The sequence below is a fragment of the Enterococcus sp. M190262 genome (assembly GCF_005843965.1).
GTDB classification, from domain to species: Bacteria; Bacillota; Bacilli; order Lactobacillales; family Enterococcaceae; genus Enterococcus_D; species Enterococcus_D gallinarum.
The window spans coordinates 3,209,800-3,224,487 of sequence record NZ_CP040461.1 but is presented as its reverse complement, the minus strand read 5'-3'; the positions used below and the strand labels follow the sequence as shown (position 1 = coordinate 3,224,487).

General features: G+C 40.5%; 13 protein-coding genes. 10 read left to right on the top strand and 3 right to left on the bottom strand.

Annotated elements, in window-relative coordinates:
* Positions 1-194 precede the first annotated feature (194 nt).
* Together FE005_RS15215 and FE005_RS15210 are read left to right on the top strand one after the other, a co-directional pair.
* Positions 195-1,559: an NlpC/P60 family protein gene (locus FE005_RS15215; RefSeq protein WP_138372143.1), complete on the top strand. Its 1,365-nt coding sequence runs from the start codon at positions 195-197 to the stop codon at positions 1,557-1,559.
* A gap of 92 nt (positions 1,560-1,651) precedes the next feature.
* Entirely contained in the window at positions 1,652-3,256 is a 1,605-nt protein-coding gene (locus tag FE005_RS15210) for a glucosaminidase domain-containing protein (RefSeq protein WP_138372142.1), read from the top strand.
* A 214-nt stretch (positions 3,257-3,470) separates the two neighbouring features.
* Here the strand turns inward: FE005_RS15210 and FE005_RS15205 are convergent, their stop codons facing one another.
* Entirely contained in the window at positions 3,471-4,094 is a 624-nt protein-coding gene (locus FE005_RS15205) for a hypothetical protein (protein ID WP_138372141.1), read from the bottom strand.
* 392 nt (positions 4,095-4,486) lie between these two features.
* On the opposite strand from FE005_RS15205, the gene FE005_RS15200 reads away from it, so the two are divergent.
* From FE005_RS15200 to FE005_RS15190, 3 genes are all read left to right on the top strand, one after another.
* Complete coding sequence (locus FE005_RS15200) at positions 4,487-4,849, top strand: hypothetical protein (protein WP_005470943.1); 363 nt, start codon at positions 4,487-4,489, stop codon at positions 4,847-4,849.
* Between the two features lie 143 nt (positions 4,850-4,992).
* Positions 4,993-5,763, top strand: a complete 771-nt coding sequence (locus FE005_RS15195; protein WP_005470945.1) for a membrane protein — start codon at positions 4,993-4,995, stop codon at positions 5,761-5,763.
* Between the two features lie 203 nt (positions 5,764-5,966).
* Positions 5,967-7,160, top strand: a complete 1,194-nt coding sequence (locus FE005_RS15190; RefSeq protein WP_029486609.1) for a 3D domain-containing protein — start codon at positions 5,967-5,969, stop codon at positions 7,158-7,160.
* Between the two features lie 106 nt (positions 7,161-7,266).
* Here the strand turns inward: FE005_RS15190 and FE005_RS15185 are convergent, their stop codons facing one another.
* Both FE005_RS15185 and FE005_RS15180 read right to left on the bottom strand, forming a co-directional pair.
* Positions 7,267-8,199: an L-lactate dehydrogenase gene (locus FE005_RS15185; protein WP_138372140.1), complete on the bottom strand. Its 933-nt coding sequence runs from the start codon at positions 8,197-8,199 to the stop codon at positions 7,267-7,269.
* A gap of 159 nt (positions 8,200-8,358) precedes the next feature.
* A complete protein-coding gene (locus tag FE005_RS15180; RefSeq protein ID WP_175413565.1) occupies positions 8,359-9,828 on the bottom strand; it encodes a helix-turn-helix domain-containing protein in 1,470 nt (489 codons plus the stop codon).
* Between the two features lie 731 nt (positions 9,829-10,559).
* Between FE005_RS15180 and FE005_RS15175 the strand changes: the two genes are divergently transcribed.
* The 5 genes from FE005_RS15175 to FE005_RS15155 are packed head-to-tail and all read left to right on the top strand — an operon-like array spanning position 10,560 to position 14,679.
* Positions 10,560-11,423, top strand: a complete 864-nt coding sequence (locus tag FE005_RS15175) for a hypothetical protein (RefSeq protein WP_138372139.1) — start codon at positions 10,560-10,562, stop codon at positions 11,421-11,423.
* A gap of 27 nt (positions 11,424-11,450) precedes the next feature.
* Positions 11,451-12,383 (top strand): LCP family protein, encoded by a 933-nt coding sequence (locus FE005_RS15170; RefSeq protein WP_029486612.1) that lies wholly within the window; start codon positions 11,451-11,453, stop codon positions 12,381-12,383.
* A gap of 15 nt (positions 12,384-12,398) precedes the next feature.
* A complete protein-coding gene (locus tag FE005_RS15165; RefSeq protein ID WP_138372138.1) occupies positions 12,399-13,178 on the top strand; it encodes a YveK family protein in 780 nt (259 codons plus the stop codon).
* Positions 13,179-13,189: 11 nt separating this feature from the next.
* Entirely contained in the window at positions 13,190-13,894 is a 705-nt protein-coding gene (locus tag FE005_RS15160; RefSeq protein ID WP_138372137.1) for a CpsD/CapB family tyrosine-protein kinase, read from the top strand.
* A 20-nt stretch (positions 13,895-13,914) separates the two neighbouring features.
* Positions 13,915-14,679 carry a tyrosine-protein phosphatase gene (locus FE005_RS15155; protein ID WP_138372136.1) on the top strand — a complete coding sequence of 255 codons (765 nt, stop codon included), beginning with the start codon at positions 13,915-13,917 and terminating at the stop codon, positions 14,677-14,679.
* Positions 14,680-14,688 lie beyond the last annotated feature (9 nt).

Sequence of the window (14,688 nt, the reverse complement as noted above, 5' to 3'; positions counted from 1 at the left end):
GTCTTTTCGAAAAGTGATCATAATGGAAGGTTGAGTGTTTTTTAAGAAACTATCGAGAATTAAAAAACAATTGATTTCACTTGTAATGAAAATGTAAACGGAAAATCAATTGGGTTGTGAATAGGAGTATGTTAAAATGATAAATGTCAAATAAATGTAATTTGATGATCAAAATTGACGAATTGGAGGAGAAAATGAAAAAGAAACTTGCATCATCTTTGTGCATTTGTGCAATAGCGCTGACAAGTCCTGTCATCCCAACCGCCGTGTTCGCCGATGATTACGATCAATTGATTCAGCAAAAAAATAACGAAGCAGCTGAATTGAAACAACAGCATCAATCGGTGCAGACACAAATAGATCAGTTAACAAATGAAGTGTCTGACATCAATGAACAAGCAGCTGAATTAATCGCTCAGCAGAAAAAACTAGGGAATGAAATCAATGATTTAGAAAAAGAAGTGACTGATTTGGAAGCACGGATCGAGAAACGACAAGTAGCGATCCAGAATCAAGCACGAGACACTCAAGTCAATGGGAAAAGTGATCGCTTTATTTCCGTGCTTTTGGATTCCGAATCTTTCGGTGACTTTGTTCAGCGGTTCCACGGAATGACGACGATCGTCAATGCCAATAATCAGATGATCCAACAGCAACAAGCGGACCAAGCAGCTGTTAAGACAAAGAAAAATGAAGCAGAAACCAAAATGGCGGAAATGCAGCAAATGCAAGGCCAGCTGGAAGCCCAAAAAGGGAAGCTGGCGTCCAAGCAAGCAGATCTGAATGTCTTGCAGACAAACCTTGCTTTACGGCAAGCAAATAAAGAAAGTGAAAAGGAAGCATTGCTCGCTCAAAAAGAAGCCTATGAGGCAGAACAAACTCGAATAAGAGAAGAATCAGAGCGGGTCGCAGCAAGACAGCAGGCAGCAGCTGAAGATCAGCTCATACCAACGACTACCGAGTCTTCTGAAAATTCTTCGATTTCTGAAGCTGATTCTTCTGAAACCGAACGTTCTGCTCAAGGAGAATCCACTGATGTTCAAGGGGATATCCAAGAAACACCAACAAATAATGAAACAAGCCCCGTAACTACTCCAGATTCTTCTTCGACGACAGCAAGTACGGAAAGCAGCAGAAATCCTGCTCCTCAGCCTGCCCCTAGCTCTAAGCCTGCACCTCCGACACCATCTGCGCCAATTGGGAACGTTGGAGCTGCGATCGTAGCAGAAGCTTACAATCATCTCAATAAGCCGTATGTCTGGGGAGCAAAAGGACCAGATAGTTTTGACTGTTCAGGATTTACCCGTTATGTCTATTTACAAGTAACCGGAAAAGATATCGGTGGCTGGACAGTACCGCAAGAAACTGCTGGTACAATGATTTCTGTTAGTCAAGCGCAAGCTGGTGACTTACTGTTCTGGGGTGCTGCCGGCAGTACCCACCATGTAGCCATCTCTTTAGGAGGCAACCAGTACATTCATGCCCCTCGTCCAGGACAGACAGTTTCTGTGGGGAATACAGCATACTACACTCCGAGCTTTGCAGTTAGAGTCAATTAATTATTTTATCTTTATAAACACTTGATCCAGTGGACTGATTCTCATTGAACCCAATTGGCAGAATGAATCAGCGCTAGTAGAAGGAGAGAAAAATGAAAAGCAGAAAACAGATCCGCAAAGAGTTGCAACGGCAAAAACGCAGTCAATTGTACCGAAAAGGAGCTGCTACCACTACCGCTCTCGTTAGTACGCTGAATTTAGTACCGGTTAGTGTGCTCGCAACTTCTGTTGAAGAATCGAATGACACAGGTGTACAAGTGGTTGAACAGCCTACGGTAGCTTCGTCGGATGATACAGCCGATTTACACGATTTAGTAAATGAATCACAAGCGAGTCAAGCAACAACCACCGAGGATACTGGAACCGAAACATCGTTGACTGAGGACACAGATCCCACAGCATCATCAAGTGAGTCAGCAACCAGCGAGTCTTTAGAAGAACCTCTAGGAACGGAGCCTGCCAGTGACGTTGATTCTGCAGAATCGACAAGTGAGATCCCAATGTTGTCAGAGGCAGAGCGAATTGCATTAGAAACAAAGATTATGCCTAATATCGATCGTGTGATGGCAAGATCTAATACACAACAAGCCTTCATCCAGCAAGTAGGACCAATGGCGCAACAAGTAGCAAGTGTCAACGATCTTTATGCCTCCGTCATGATAGCACAAGCGATCCTTGAATCAGGATGGGGACAATCCACACTTACGACGCAAGCAAACAATATGTTTGGGATCAAAGGTTCATACAATGGTCAATATGTTGAGATGCGAACAATGGAAGATGATGGCAACGGCAATCTTTATGAGATCGTTGCAAAATTCCGCAAATATCCGTCTTTAAAGGAATCATTTGAAGATAATGCCCATGTCTTAAAAACGACTTCTTTTTCACCAGGCGTTTATTTTTACAGTGGGGCTTGGAAATCCAATACCTCTTCCTATCGTGATGCCACACAATGGCTTCAAGGGAGGTATGCGACAGATACGACTTATGCCGGCAAGCTGAATAATTTGATCGAAACCTACAATTTGACACAATTTGATTCCGCGACCGGTGGCGGCAGCGGGAATGGCAACAACACCAATAATTCAGAACAAACGATCAACAAGCAATTCAAAACCACGGCAGCGCTGAATATTCGTTCAGATGCTTCAACCAGTGCCAGTGTAGTGGGGTCATTAGCCAATAATACGACCTTCAAAGCAGTAGCCCAAAAACAAGGAACCAGTGTTAATGGCAACAGTACTTGGTATCGGGTGGAAGGCAAAGGCTGGGTCAGCGCTGCGTATGTGACGGAAGTAGGATCCAACAATAACAGCAATAATTCAGAGCAAACCATCAACAAGCAATTCAAAACCACCGCAGTTTTGAATATCCGTTCCAATCCATCAACTAGTGCTAGTGTCGTAGGGGCATTAGCGAACAATGCGACTTTCAAGGCAGTGGCCCAAAAACAAGGAACCAGTGTTAATGGCAACAATACCTGGTACCGGGTGGAAGGCAAAGGCTGGGTCAGTGGTGCCTATGTGAAAGAAGTCAGCAGTACCTCTAGTTCTAAGACATATACCGTAAAATCAGGAGATACCTTATGGGGAATTGCACAGCGCTATGGGGTCTCAATCAATCAGCTGATGCAATGGAACAATATCAGCGGCTCATTGATTTTTGTGGGACAACGATTGATCGTCAGCAAATGACCCTAATAATAGGCAATAGATAGAAACATTAAGATGAAAGTACAATGATAAAGGCACAAGAGGGCAATATTCGAATAGCTGCCAGATAAAAGAAATATGAGAAAAAAATCAGATGTAAAAAATTTCCAAACGAAGGAAGGAGACCGCACAATTTTTGTGTTGGTCTCCTTCTTTCGTTTGAGTTTAAAGCAACGGCTGTTCTGCATTCATGCCTTTATTGAGGGATCTCTTGGAAACTATCCATGATCTTTGTTAGTTCATCTTTTGAGGAATCAAAAAGACTTGCTAAGGTCCAACCATACAATTGAACATAATTATTATCGGTTTCTGTTACATAATATAAGTAATGTATGTTCAACCCTTCTACAGTTGCAGCAAAATCAACCATTTGGGTTTGAGTATCAGGAACCGGTAAAAATGTCGCGTTGGTACCAAAATTCGATGCTAAACTGTCTTGAACCAATGCAAGATAACTGTCGAAATCTGCAAAGTCTTGTTTAGACTCCACAACAGCCGCCAGAAATTTTGTTTGTAACGAATCAGAAAGCATAAAATCATTATCTGGATTTAGTGACTCAAAATCGGCTACAGTTTGCCAATTTGTCGGCAGTTCCAGCGAATAGGAATAACCGCTTACACCAGTGATCGTCTGCTTCTCAACAGGAATCACATTTTCTGAAGTGCCAGTGCTGGCTGTTTCAGAAGATCCTACAGTGGAAGAAAATTGTGTAAGCTCTTTTTCTTTTGTGGAAGAATCAACCGATCCCGATGGTTTTTCTGTACATCCTGCTAAAAATAACCCAAACCCAACTAAACCTAAAACCATGTGCTTTTTCATTTTTTTACTCCTTCTAGTTTTTTTAAAAAACTTATTTTATTTATCCTATAATAAGCTCGTAAATAAGGCAATAGAAGAATCTTTCTAAATAAGCACTATTGAAAGTAGTTTATCGAATTTTAAAAATTCAAGTTTCGTTTATCTGCTGGCTAAGTCTGGATAGTATAGGAGATTGTACACATTTTTCCTTACATGATGCAAAAATTGATTATAAAACCCACAAATCATTTGCTATGCTATATAAAAAGTGAATGCATCCCTCGCTGCTCAGGATGATTATTGTCGGAAAGGTACACTTGTGCTGTCATCGGCAATCAGAACTTTTTGTTAGCTGTCGATTATCCATTGATAGTCTCCTAAGCAGGGAAATGCTAGAAAACAGAGGTGAGTGGATGTTTTATCCAGATGTCAAAGAGTATTTGCGAAAGATGCGTGGGAATATTGATTTTGCGGTGATGAAGGAACGTCTGCCATTGGTCCATAGATACTGGCAAGTGACGGAAGCAGAAGTAGAAAGAATTGTTCGCGAAGAATCTGAGGAAGATTTCTGGACAAGTGTACAACAAATCATCTTACTCGATGCCAAATTGGTCCTTTTGCGAAGCTATATCAGCGAATTTGATTTCCAAGGTTTTTCAGAGGAAGAAATCATCGAGAATATCGAACTAGATCATAGCACCTATACAAAAGAATTGTGCGGTTACAATTTAACAGATACAGGACATCCCTCGATCCTTTTTGGAAAGGGCAGATGACTCGATCAGATTAACGCAAATCTTTTCTTTAACGACAAACGAAGCGTATACTGGAATAAGAAAGAAAAGTTTTCTACTATTATATTGCTCTTTTATAATGCTTTTCCAAAAAAGATATTTACCATTCGTTAGGAGAGATTTCCATGACTGAATTTACTCAGATCGTTTTGCTGTTTTTCTTGTATTCTTTTGTGGGGTGGCTGTGGGAAACGGTTTACTGCTCGATAAAAGCCAGACATTTTGTTTATCGAGGATTTTTGGTAGGACCGATCACTCCTATTTATGGCTTTGGAATTTTAGGTGTCTTGTATTTACTGCGACCGTTACATAACCAATTGCTGCTGCTCTTTTTTGCAGCAGCTGTTTTAGTGACCTTATTAGAGTACGTGACGAGCTTTTTATTAGAAAAACTGTTTCATGCTTCATGGTGGGATTATCACAATGTTTTTTTGAATATCAATGGTCGCGTGGCTGTCCCAATTTCAATCTTTTGGGGCATTTGCTGTGTCTTGATCGTCCGCATCGTTCATCCGCAAATGTTGATCATTGTCCAAATGTTGGCTGAAAGATTCAGTTTTTATCTACCTGTTGGATTGTTGATGGCGATGTCGTTGGATATGGGCTATACATTGGCTAATCTTGCTGCTTTTCAACGAACGGTTCAACGACTGGATCGTGCTATTGAACAGCAGAAAGCCACTTTATCAGAAAGTTTGGAACAAAAGAAAAACAATTGGCAGGAACGTATTTCTGAACTGCCAATCGATTGGCAGCAATTGCGTGAAACGTTACCGAAGCTGAATTTTCATCAGCGAAGACTTTTAAAAAACTTTCAAAAACTGCAAATCAATGAGATTACCAATGTTCAAGACTTACGGCGGTTTGTGGAAGAATTACGCAAGAAGAGAGAGTAGTATTACAAAAGTGTTACAAGAAAAAAAGCCTTTTCAAGGCTCTGATTTCCCACTTTCACGTGAATTATTTTTTAATAGACTCTTATTTCTCCCACTTTGGCTAAAAATTGTAATAAATTGTAAAAGAGTTGCAATATATCTTGCCCCCAGAATTTGTATAATAATAAGCGTTGGAAACCATAGTGAGAAGTGAGGGAATTTTTTTGAAGGCAAAGAAATTACGTACCATGGTCGTCGCAGTCTTTGCGGCAGGTATCGTTTCGCCGATCTTTGCGCAGGCTGAATCTCTGGAATCATTGAAAGAGAAAGAAAGTGCCGTTATGCAGCAAAGTCAGCAAATCAGTACAGAAGTACAAATCGCTTTGACCGATGTCAATAATAAATACAGCGAGGTTGAAGCATTAAAAGCACAAATCGCTAACAATGAAGAAACGTTGGCACAAACCAAAGAAGAAATAAAGGCAACTCAAGAAACGATTGAAAAACGTGAAGCTGTAGTTGCAGAACGAATGAAAGACATTCAGGTCAACGGTGGAGTAACCAGAGATTGGACAGTCTTGTTGGAATCTTCCAATATCCAAGATTTCATCAACCGGGCTTACGCCATGACAATGCTCCAAAATCTAGAAAAAGAAAAAATCGACTCGTTGACATCTGAAAAAGAAAAATTAGAGTCTCTGCAAGAAAAAGCCGAGTCTACCAAAGAATCCTTACAGCAGGATCAATCCTCTTTGGAAGCACAGGCGCAAGAGTTGGATAGTAAGATCGCCAACTTGCAGACACAGTTGAAAGAAAACGAATCGACCTTAGCAAAGATTGCTTCCAGCAAAGAAGCAGAAGAAGCTCGGATAGCTGCTGAAAAAGCAGCCAAAGAAAGAGCAGCCAAAGAAGCGGCCGAACAAGAAGCTAAAGAAAAAGAAGCGAAGGCAGCGGCAAAAGCAGCGAGTGAAAGCTCAAGTCAAGAGTCGTCATCTTCAAGTGAGAGCGCGCAATCAAACAGCAGTTCAAGCAGCAATTCAGCTTCAAGCAATACGAGCAGCAGTTCGACGAATAATAGTTCAAACAACTCGAATAACAGCTCCAACAATTCGGGTAGCAGCACACCTTCCAGCGGCAAGACAATGATCATGGAATCAACCGCATATTCTTATGCAGAGAAAGGTGCTAGCCACCTGACTGCCAGCGGAACAGATCTTCGCAGCAATCCAATGGCGGTCGCAGTCGATCCAAGTGTGATCCCATTAGGTACCTTGGTGAATGTTGAAGGATATGGCGTGGCGCTAGCGCTAGATACAGGAGGCGCGATCAAAGGAAATATCATTGATGTCCACTTTGATAATGTAGCCAAATGTCTGCAATGGGGCCGACGTCAAGTAAAAGTAACGATTCTAGACTAATAAACGAAAAAGCGTATCTTGTAACCCTACCATCATTCATGATTGATGGTGGACAAGATACGCTTTTTTATTTAGTGGGTAAAAGCATCATCTAGAAAAGCTCGTTTCATTCCTGCAGCTGTGCCTGCATCGTTTTCAATGTTTGGATGGAATCGTACATTTGTTGTTGCTCGGACTCATTGAGAGGCATTTCAATAATTTCGCGAATGCCTTGACTATTGATGATTGCAGGGGAACTAATACAGACATCGGTTGCTTGATACTGTCCCTCTAAGTGTACAGAAACCGGCAGTACTGCATGTTCATCTTTTAAAATACTGCGGGTGATCCTAGCCAGCGAGATTGCTATCCCATAATGTGTCGAACCTTTGGCAGCAATGATGTCATAAGCGGCATTTTTCACTTTTTCTGCAATCAGGCTGAGATCCTGCTCCGAAAAATTTGGGTGTTTTTCCAACCACTCGTGAACACTTAAGCCACCAATATTGCCATGGGACCAGACTGGAAATTGGGTGTCACCATGTTCCCCTAAGACGTAAATCTGAATATCCCGTGGATCAATGGTCAACTGCTCGCCAATCGCATTACGTAAGCGCGCACTATCGAGAGAAGTCCCAGAGCCAATCACTTTGTGAGAGGGAAAGCCAGTGATTTTTTTGACATAGTGAGTCAAAACATCTACTGGATTACTAGCAATCAAGAAGATCCCTTGAAAACCGCTAGCAATAACAGATTTCACGATCTTTTTCATGATCTGAGCATTCTTTTTCGTCAAATCCAGTCGTGTTTCATGGGGCAGCTGTGCTGCACCAGCGGTGATCACTACAAGATCTGCATCTCGACAATCCTCATAATCAGCAACATATAGTGTTTTGGGACCAACATATGCCAAGCCATGATTTAAATCCTGAATGTCACCCGCTGCTTTTGCCTTATCTAAATCAATAATACCAATTTCATTGCCAATTCCTTGAGCGACTAATGCAAAACTGTAACTCGAACCTACATCCCCATTTCCGATCAGAATGATTTTCTCCATGAAAGATCCTCCCAAATTTGATTCGACTTAAATACACCTAAACTGTACCAAAGAACCAGAAAAAAGAGTATTGATACGTTCTCAGGGGCGTTGTTGTCTTATGATTAGGGAAGCAATAGACGCTTAAGAGCACTTCCCCTGTCATAGTCGGAAGTGCTCTTAAGCATTCATATGAGGATTGAGACATTTGGCTAGCTTATTCCAGTCATTTTTGTCAGGGAAAGTTTTAAAAATCAAACAATCAATGTCATTAGCATAATCGGAAACATATTCTGTGTAATTTGTTACCACGAGATCAATGTGATTCATCATTAAATAATCAGGTGACAATTCATTTGAATCAGGAAAGAAAAAGTTTTTTGAGCTATGCAAGTAATGCATCGATTTGCTTTTTAAATACTGACAGAGAATATATGAGCCTTCAAATAAGAAAGCAACATTTTTTTTGGTATGCCAATAAAGCGATTTGATAGATTCCAAATAGATCGTCAGACTGGCGCTTAAATGGGATAAACTCTTTTTATTCCAAGTAGCAACAGCTAATGGATTTTCTGTGAGAAAATTCCGACATTTTTGATAAGACTCAGGAAACAAGCGCTGGGCATAAAGATTGACATCGGCAATATTATGATTCAACAAAGGGGAGAGCAACTGCTTGATTTTGGCTACGGTAAAGAAAGATTCGATCAAGATATGATCGCGGGAGGAATTTTTGGTTTCAGGAATACAGGTAGCTACAAAATCACTGGCCAGCTGAGTGATTTCTGCCCACTGATTGTATTTTTGGCAGAAGACTTCCTCACCAGCAACGTCACTAATCGAACGCCGGCTCCAAACCAACAGAAAGAGATAGAGAATCTCTTCTTGGGGTAGTCTTTGTTGGTAGTGTTCAAAGATATGCTGATTGATTTCCGCAAATTCTTTGAAATCTTCTTTAGTTGAAAACAATTTGCTGATTTTTTTTGGTAGTTTCACTGTGTGTCCCCCGCAATAGCGCTCAAGGGTTATGTACAAATAATAATTGAGCTCTCCAAATGAGCAGGCTTGCTTGTTGGTTCGCTGGCAGTCAGAAAAAGCTTTGACGGTGATGTCGTGAATCGCAATAGGGGGAAAGATCGTGTGTGCCGTGATTTCTGATTCATAATAAAAATCATGAAAAAATTTACGGATATCCATTTCATCGCCAATGAATGTGATCGGGTTATAGTCCAGCTGCAAGTGGTAGTCGCGAAGAACAGGTTGTACTTTTCTCAAGTAACGAAGAACCGTACTCTCAGAGATATGATATCTTTCTGCCCATTCTGAAGAACGCATTTCTTCATGCTGAAAAATACTCTCGACAATATGAAAAAGAATCTCGTCAGTAATCAGTGCTCGTTTCGCTGCGAGGTACTTCGCCGGGTTCAATACGGTGAAAATATAGCCCTTGTGGGACGAATCGATATGGAGGGCATCCTTGAAATGGGACTTCATGTCTGTGATATCAGTCACAATCGTTCGCGTTGTACTTGAGGAAGCCTTTGCCAGTGCACGAGTAGAGCAAAGCGGCTCTAACTCAAATAAGTCGAGAATGCGCATCCAACGGATCGTTGCAGTATTCGTAACGAATTTCATCTGAAGCTCTCTCACTGGTTTGCTCCTTTCATTTTCCAATTAAAGAATTGAATCTGTCTATAGCTATCTTAATGAAGTTAGAATCGCAATAACAAATCACGTATTTCATCAAACGGTGAAAAAATTGACATGAATTGCCAATAAACCATTCTTTTGCAGTCATTTATTGGCAAAAAAAACCAGATGAAAAAGAACAGACACCTACCCATTTCAAAGAATAGAATATTGAAAAATAATTTAGTTTATCAGAACAGATCAAAGCGAGCACTTAAAAATAGAAAATTAAATGAGTAAAAAATGGTTTTTTCAACTATTTAAATTATTTAATTACTAGATTGAAAAAAGACTTGAAAAAAAGTGCTCACACTCAAGATTCCTTTAAGAAACAAAATCGTGATTTTTCTCGCTGTTCATGATGTTGCGCTTTTTACAAGGGAAACACCCTAATGAATGGCTAACGAAAGATGAAAAAGAGAATGAAATTCTTTTAATGGAAAAATTGATCGTCAGAAATTAAATAACAAAATATATAGTTTTTAATGTTTTTTTATATAAAAGAAATCGCTGTTTTATTCAAGTTAAATCACAATTTTTGCAAAAACATTGTTCTTAATGATGTAAAAACTTGGTAAATTACCTTTATTTAATTTCAATTTTCTCTTATAATTAACTAGAATTGAGCAAATTTGCTTTTCTTGATTGAAAAGATAAATTTATAAAGCACAAATAATTTAGGGAGTGTGTTCATGGGAAAGCCGTTACTTAAGACTTTGACCGTTGTGGCAGTCGGTGTTGGATCCGTTGCCATCTGTTTGGTTGGATATCGCCAGAACAATCAGCGACAATACCAGCAGCGGGTAGAATATGCGCAAACTGCGATCGCCAGTGAGACCGACAGTATTGCATCATTGAAGAAGGAGGTCGCAAGCCTTTATCTCAATGAGGATCGAACATTCTTAAAAGCGGGCATCACCGCTGATGATATCAGCCAGCTCGTCGGAAAGTTGTCCATGATCAAAGTATCTGGTGAAGAATACGGCATCGAAGAGAATGCATTGCCGGCAGATGCAAAAAAGATCCAAAAGCAGAAACAAGCCATTGACGATGAATTGAAGGATATCGAAGCAAAGCAAAAAATCCAAGAAGCAACCGATAAGCTCTTCACGAAAGGCGTCTCCAACTGGCAGAAAGCCGAAAATGACGTCATCATCAAAAAAGATCTGAAAGAGACTGACGTTGGCAGCATTCGTGAAAACTTGAATTTTTTTGAGGATGACAAATGGACAGCGTTAGTGAAAGAATACCTTGGTTTTGCAGATGCTCAACTTGATCGCGTGACAAAACTGCAAAAAGAATTTGATCGTATGCTTAAAGACGATAAAGTGACGGATGCAGTGACCTACGAGAACTACTTATCAGCCGTTGACAGCATCAGCAAAATTCGCAATAAAGACTTGAAAGAAAAATATACCAAGCTTGCAGAAACCGTTGCTTCACAAATGGGCTATGTTGGTTACTACAGCAATACAACAGATACGGCAACGACTGATGATGGCTATTCAGATAGTATGACGGATAGTTCAGAAACAGATTCAGAATCCTATTACTGATAGGAAGAGCCAACTGGAGGAATAATTATGTCAAAAGGAAAAAAGATTTTTTTGATTATTTTTGGAATCGTTGCTGTACTCGTGATCGGTGTGGTAGGAATCGGCGCCAAGTTATACATGGATCTATCTGGTTCGATCCAAAAGACCTATGAATCAGTGGAGCGTTCACAAGATGAAAAGAAACGGGAAAATCCTGTTGATTTAAAAAAACAAGAGTCCTTTTCAGTTCTATTGATGGGGATCGATACTGGGGACTTGGGACGTGTCGATCAAGGCCGTTCAGATACGATGATGGTAGCGACGGTTAGTCCAGAAGATCAACAAACAACGATCGTTAGTATTGCTCGGGATACTTATGTGGACATTGTCGGTCATGGTACGAAAGACAAAATCAATCATGCCTATGCATTTGGTGGTCCTGCAATGTCGATGGATACCGTGCAAAAATATTTAGATATTCCCGTTGATCATTACATCTCAATCAATATGGCCGGTCTGAAAGAATTGGTGGATGCCGTGGGAGGCATTGAGGTCAATAACGACCTGACTTTTAGTCAAGACAATTATGATTTCACGATTGGAAAGATCACTCTAGATGGCGATCAAGCATTGGCGTATTCCCGAATGCGGCATGAAGATCCCAATGGCGATTATGGCCGTCAAGAACGACAACGCAAAATCGTTGAGGGAATTGCTAAGAAAGTGTTGAGCTTTGATGGCGTCAGCAAATACCAAGATATCTTGAGTGCTGTCGAAAGCAATATGAAGACAGATATGAGTTTTGATAATATGCGGACGATTGCATTGGATTATCGGGATGCTTTCAAAACGATCAAACAAGATCAACTTAAAGGGGAAGGCTTCATGCAAGATGGCATTTCCTACCAACGGGTTAGTGAGGAAGAACTGAATCGAGTTCAAACAGAACTGAAAGAACAATTAAATCTAGAGAATGAATAAGAAAGTGGAGAAGAAATGGAAGAAACAATTAGCTTAAAAGAGATATTTGAAGTCTTGCGAAAACACTTGGCTTCAATCATTATTGCCATGTTTGCCGGCTTGGCACTTGCAGGAATTGCAACCTTCTTTGTGATCACACCAAAGTATAGTTCACAAGCCCAATTGATCGTGACACTGCCGCAATCGGAAACCGCAAATGTCAATGATGTCAATACCAATCTGCAAATGATCAATACGTATAAAGACATGATTGTGAGTGACTTAGTATTGAACGAAGTCAAAGATCGTCTGGAATCAGAAAGCAATGTCAAAATGACGGCTGGAGAAATCAAAGACGCGATTTCAGTCAATCAGTCTCAAAATTCCCAAATGTTTTCGATTCAAGCAACCAACCCGAATGCTGTGACCGCACAAAAAATTGCTAACACCACAGCACTAGTCTTTCAGGAAAACGCCAAAGATGTTATGAATGTGGACAAAATTTCCATCATTTCAAGTGCTGTTGCCAGCACATCACCGGTATCGCCAAATAATAAATTAAATTTAGCTATTGGATTAGTGCTGGGGCTGATGGTCGGTGTCGGGCTTGCCTTCTTATTAGAATTATTAGATCGTACAGTCAAAGACGATAAATTTGTTACCGAAACGATTGGTTATACAGTGTTAGGTACGGTGCCGCAAATGTCGCAAAAAGAGTTAAGTGCGACGATCCAAAAGAAACCAACAAGACCGATTTTAAAGAAGCCAACGAATGAAAAAACGACGGAATCTCGTCGCAGCCGTTCAAGAGTATAGGAGGAAAAGACATGGCAAAACAGCAAGAACGTAAAGGGACCCAGACCCATGCAGTAAGTTTGATCACGTTAGTGGATCCTTCTTCTCCTATTTCAGAACAATATCGGACGATTCGAACCAATATTCAATTTGCATCTTCAGCGGATCAACAAATAAAAACTATAGTAGTCACTTCTTCTGGGCCAGGCGAAGGCAAGTCGACCACTTCAGCTAACTTAGCAGTGGTCTTTGCAAGATCAGGTCAACGAGTATTGTTGGTGGATGCAGATATGCGAAAACCTACCGTCCACAAAACATTTAATCTACTAAATAATGTGGGCGTTAGTACAGTTTTGAGCACTTCAACGAATCTAGCTGAGGCAGCTCAACAAACAGTAATTGATAATCTCTCCATCTTGCCAAGTGGTCCTAAACCACCGAATCCTTCAGAACTATTGGGATCGGCTAGAATGAATCAAGTGATGGCAGAAGCAAAGAAACTCTATGATATCGTGATTTTTGATATGCCGCCCGTCGTGGCAGTAACAGATGCCCAAATCATGGCTTCTAAAGCGGATGGGACGATTCTTGTTGTACGAGAAAATGTTTCCCGCAAGGAATCATTAACAAAAGCGAAAGAATTATTGAACATGGTGCAAGCACGGGTATTAGGTGTGGTCTACAACGGGGCAGAAAACAGCAAAGATGCTGGATATTACTATTATTACGGCAATTAATGAACTAGGAGACGAGCGAAATGATTGATTTACATTGTCATATTTTACCGGGGATCGATGATGGTGCCGAAACGATGGAAGCAAGTATTGCGATGGCAGAGAAAGCCATCAGCCAAGGAATCACTCACATTCTGTGTACACCGCATCATAATAACGGGAAATATCACAATCCAAAATCTGACGTTATTTCGTTGGTCTCTTCTTTGCAATCAGAACTAGACCAGCGAAATTTACCTTTGACGGTTTTGGAAGGACAAGAGGTACGGATAACAGGAGATTTAATTGAGGATATTCGTAACGATGATATTCTATTTACGGATCTGGACGATACGTATATTTTGATAGAATTTCCTACCATGGAAGTACCAACATATTCCGAACAAGTCTTATTTGAAATAAAGAGCCTTGGCAAAACACCAGTCATCGTACATCCAGAGCGAAATGCCTATTTTAGAAAAGATCCGAATAATTTGCTTCCATTCCTAGACATGGGATGCTTAGCACAATTGACAGCTCCAAGCTATATGGGAGTCTTTGGGAAAGAGATTCAAAAAACAGCGAAAATAATGGTTGAACACAATTTGGTTCAGATGGTAGCGTCAGATGCTCATGGAGTCAGTAAACGAACTTTTTATATGAAGGAAGCGTATGAGCAGATCGCCAAAGATTTTGAACCAAACAAAGTAACTTTAATGCAACAAGTGGCGAAAGATTTGATAAATGGGGATCAAATCGATTATCCAGAATACACAACAATAAAAAAGAAAAAGTTTGGGTTATTTTAGGGGGCTTTT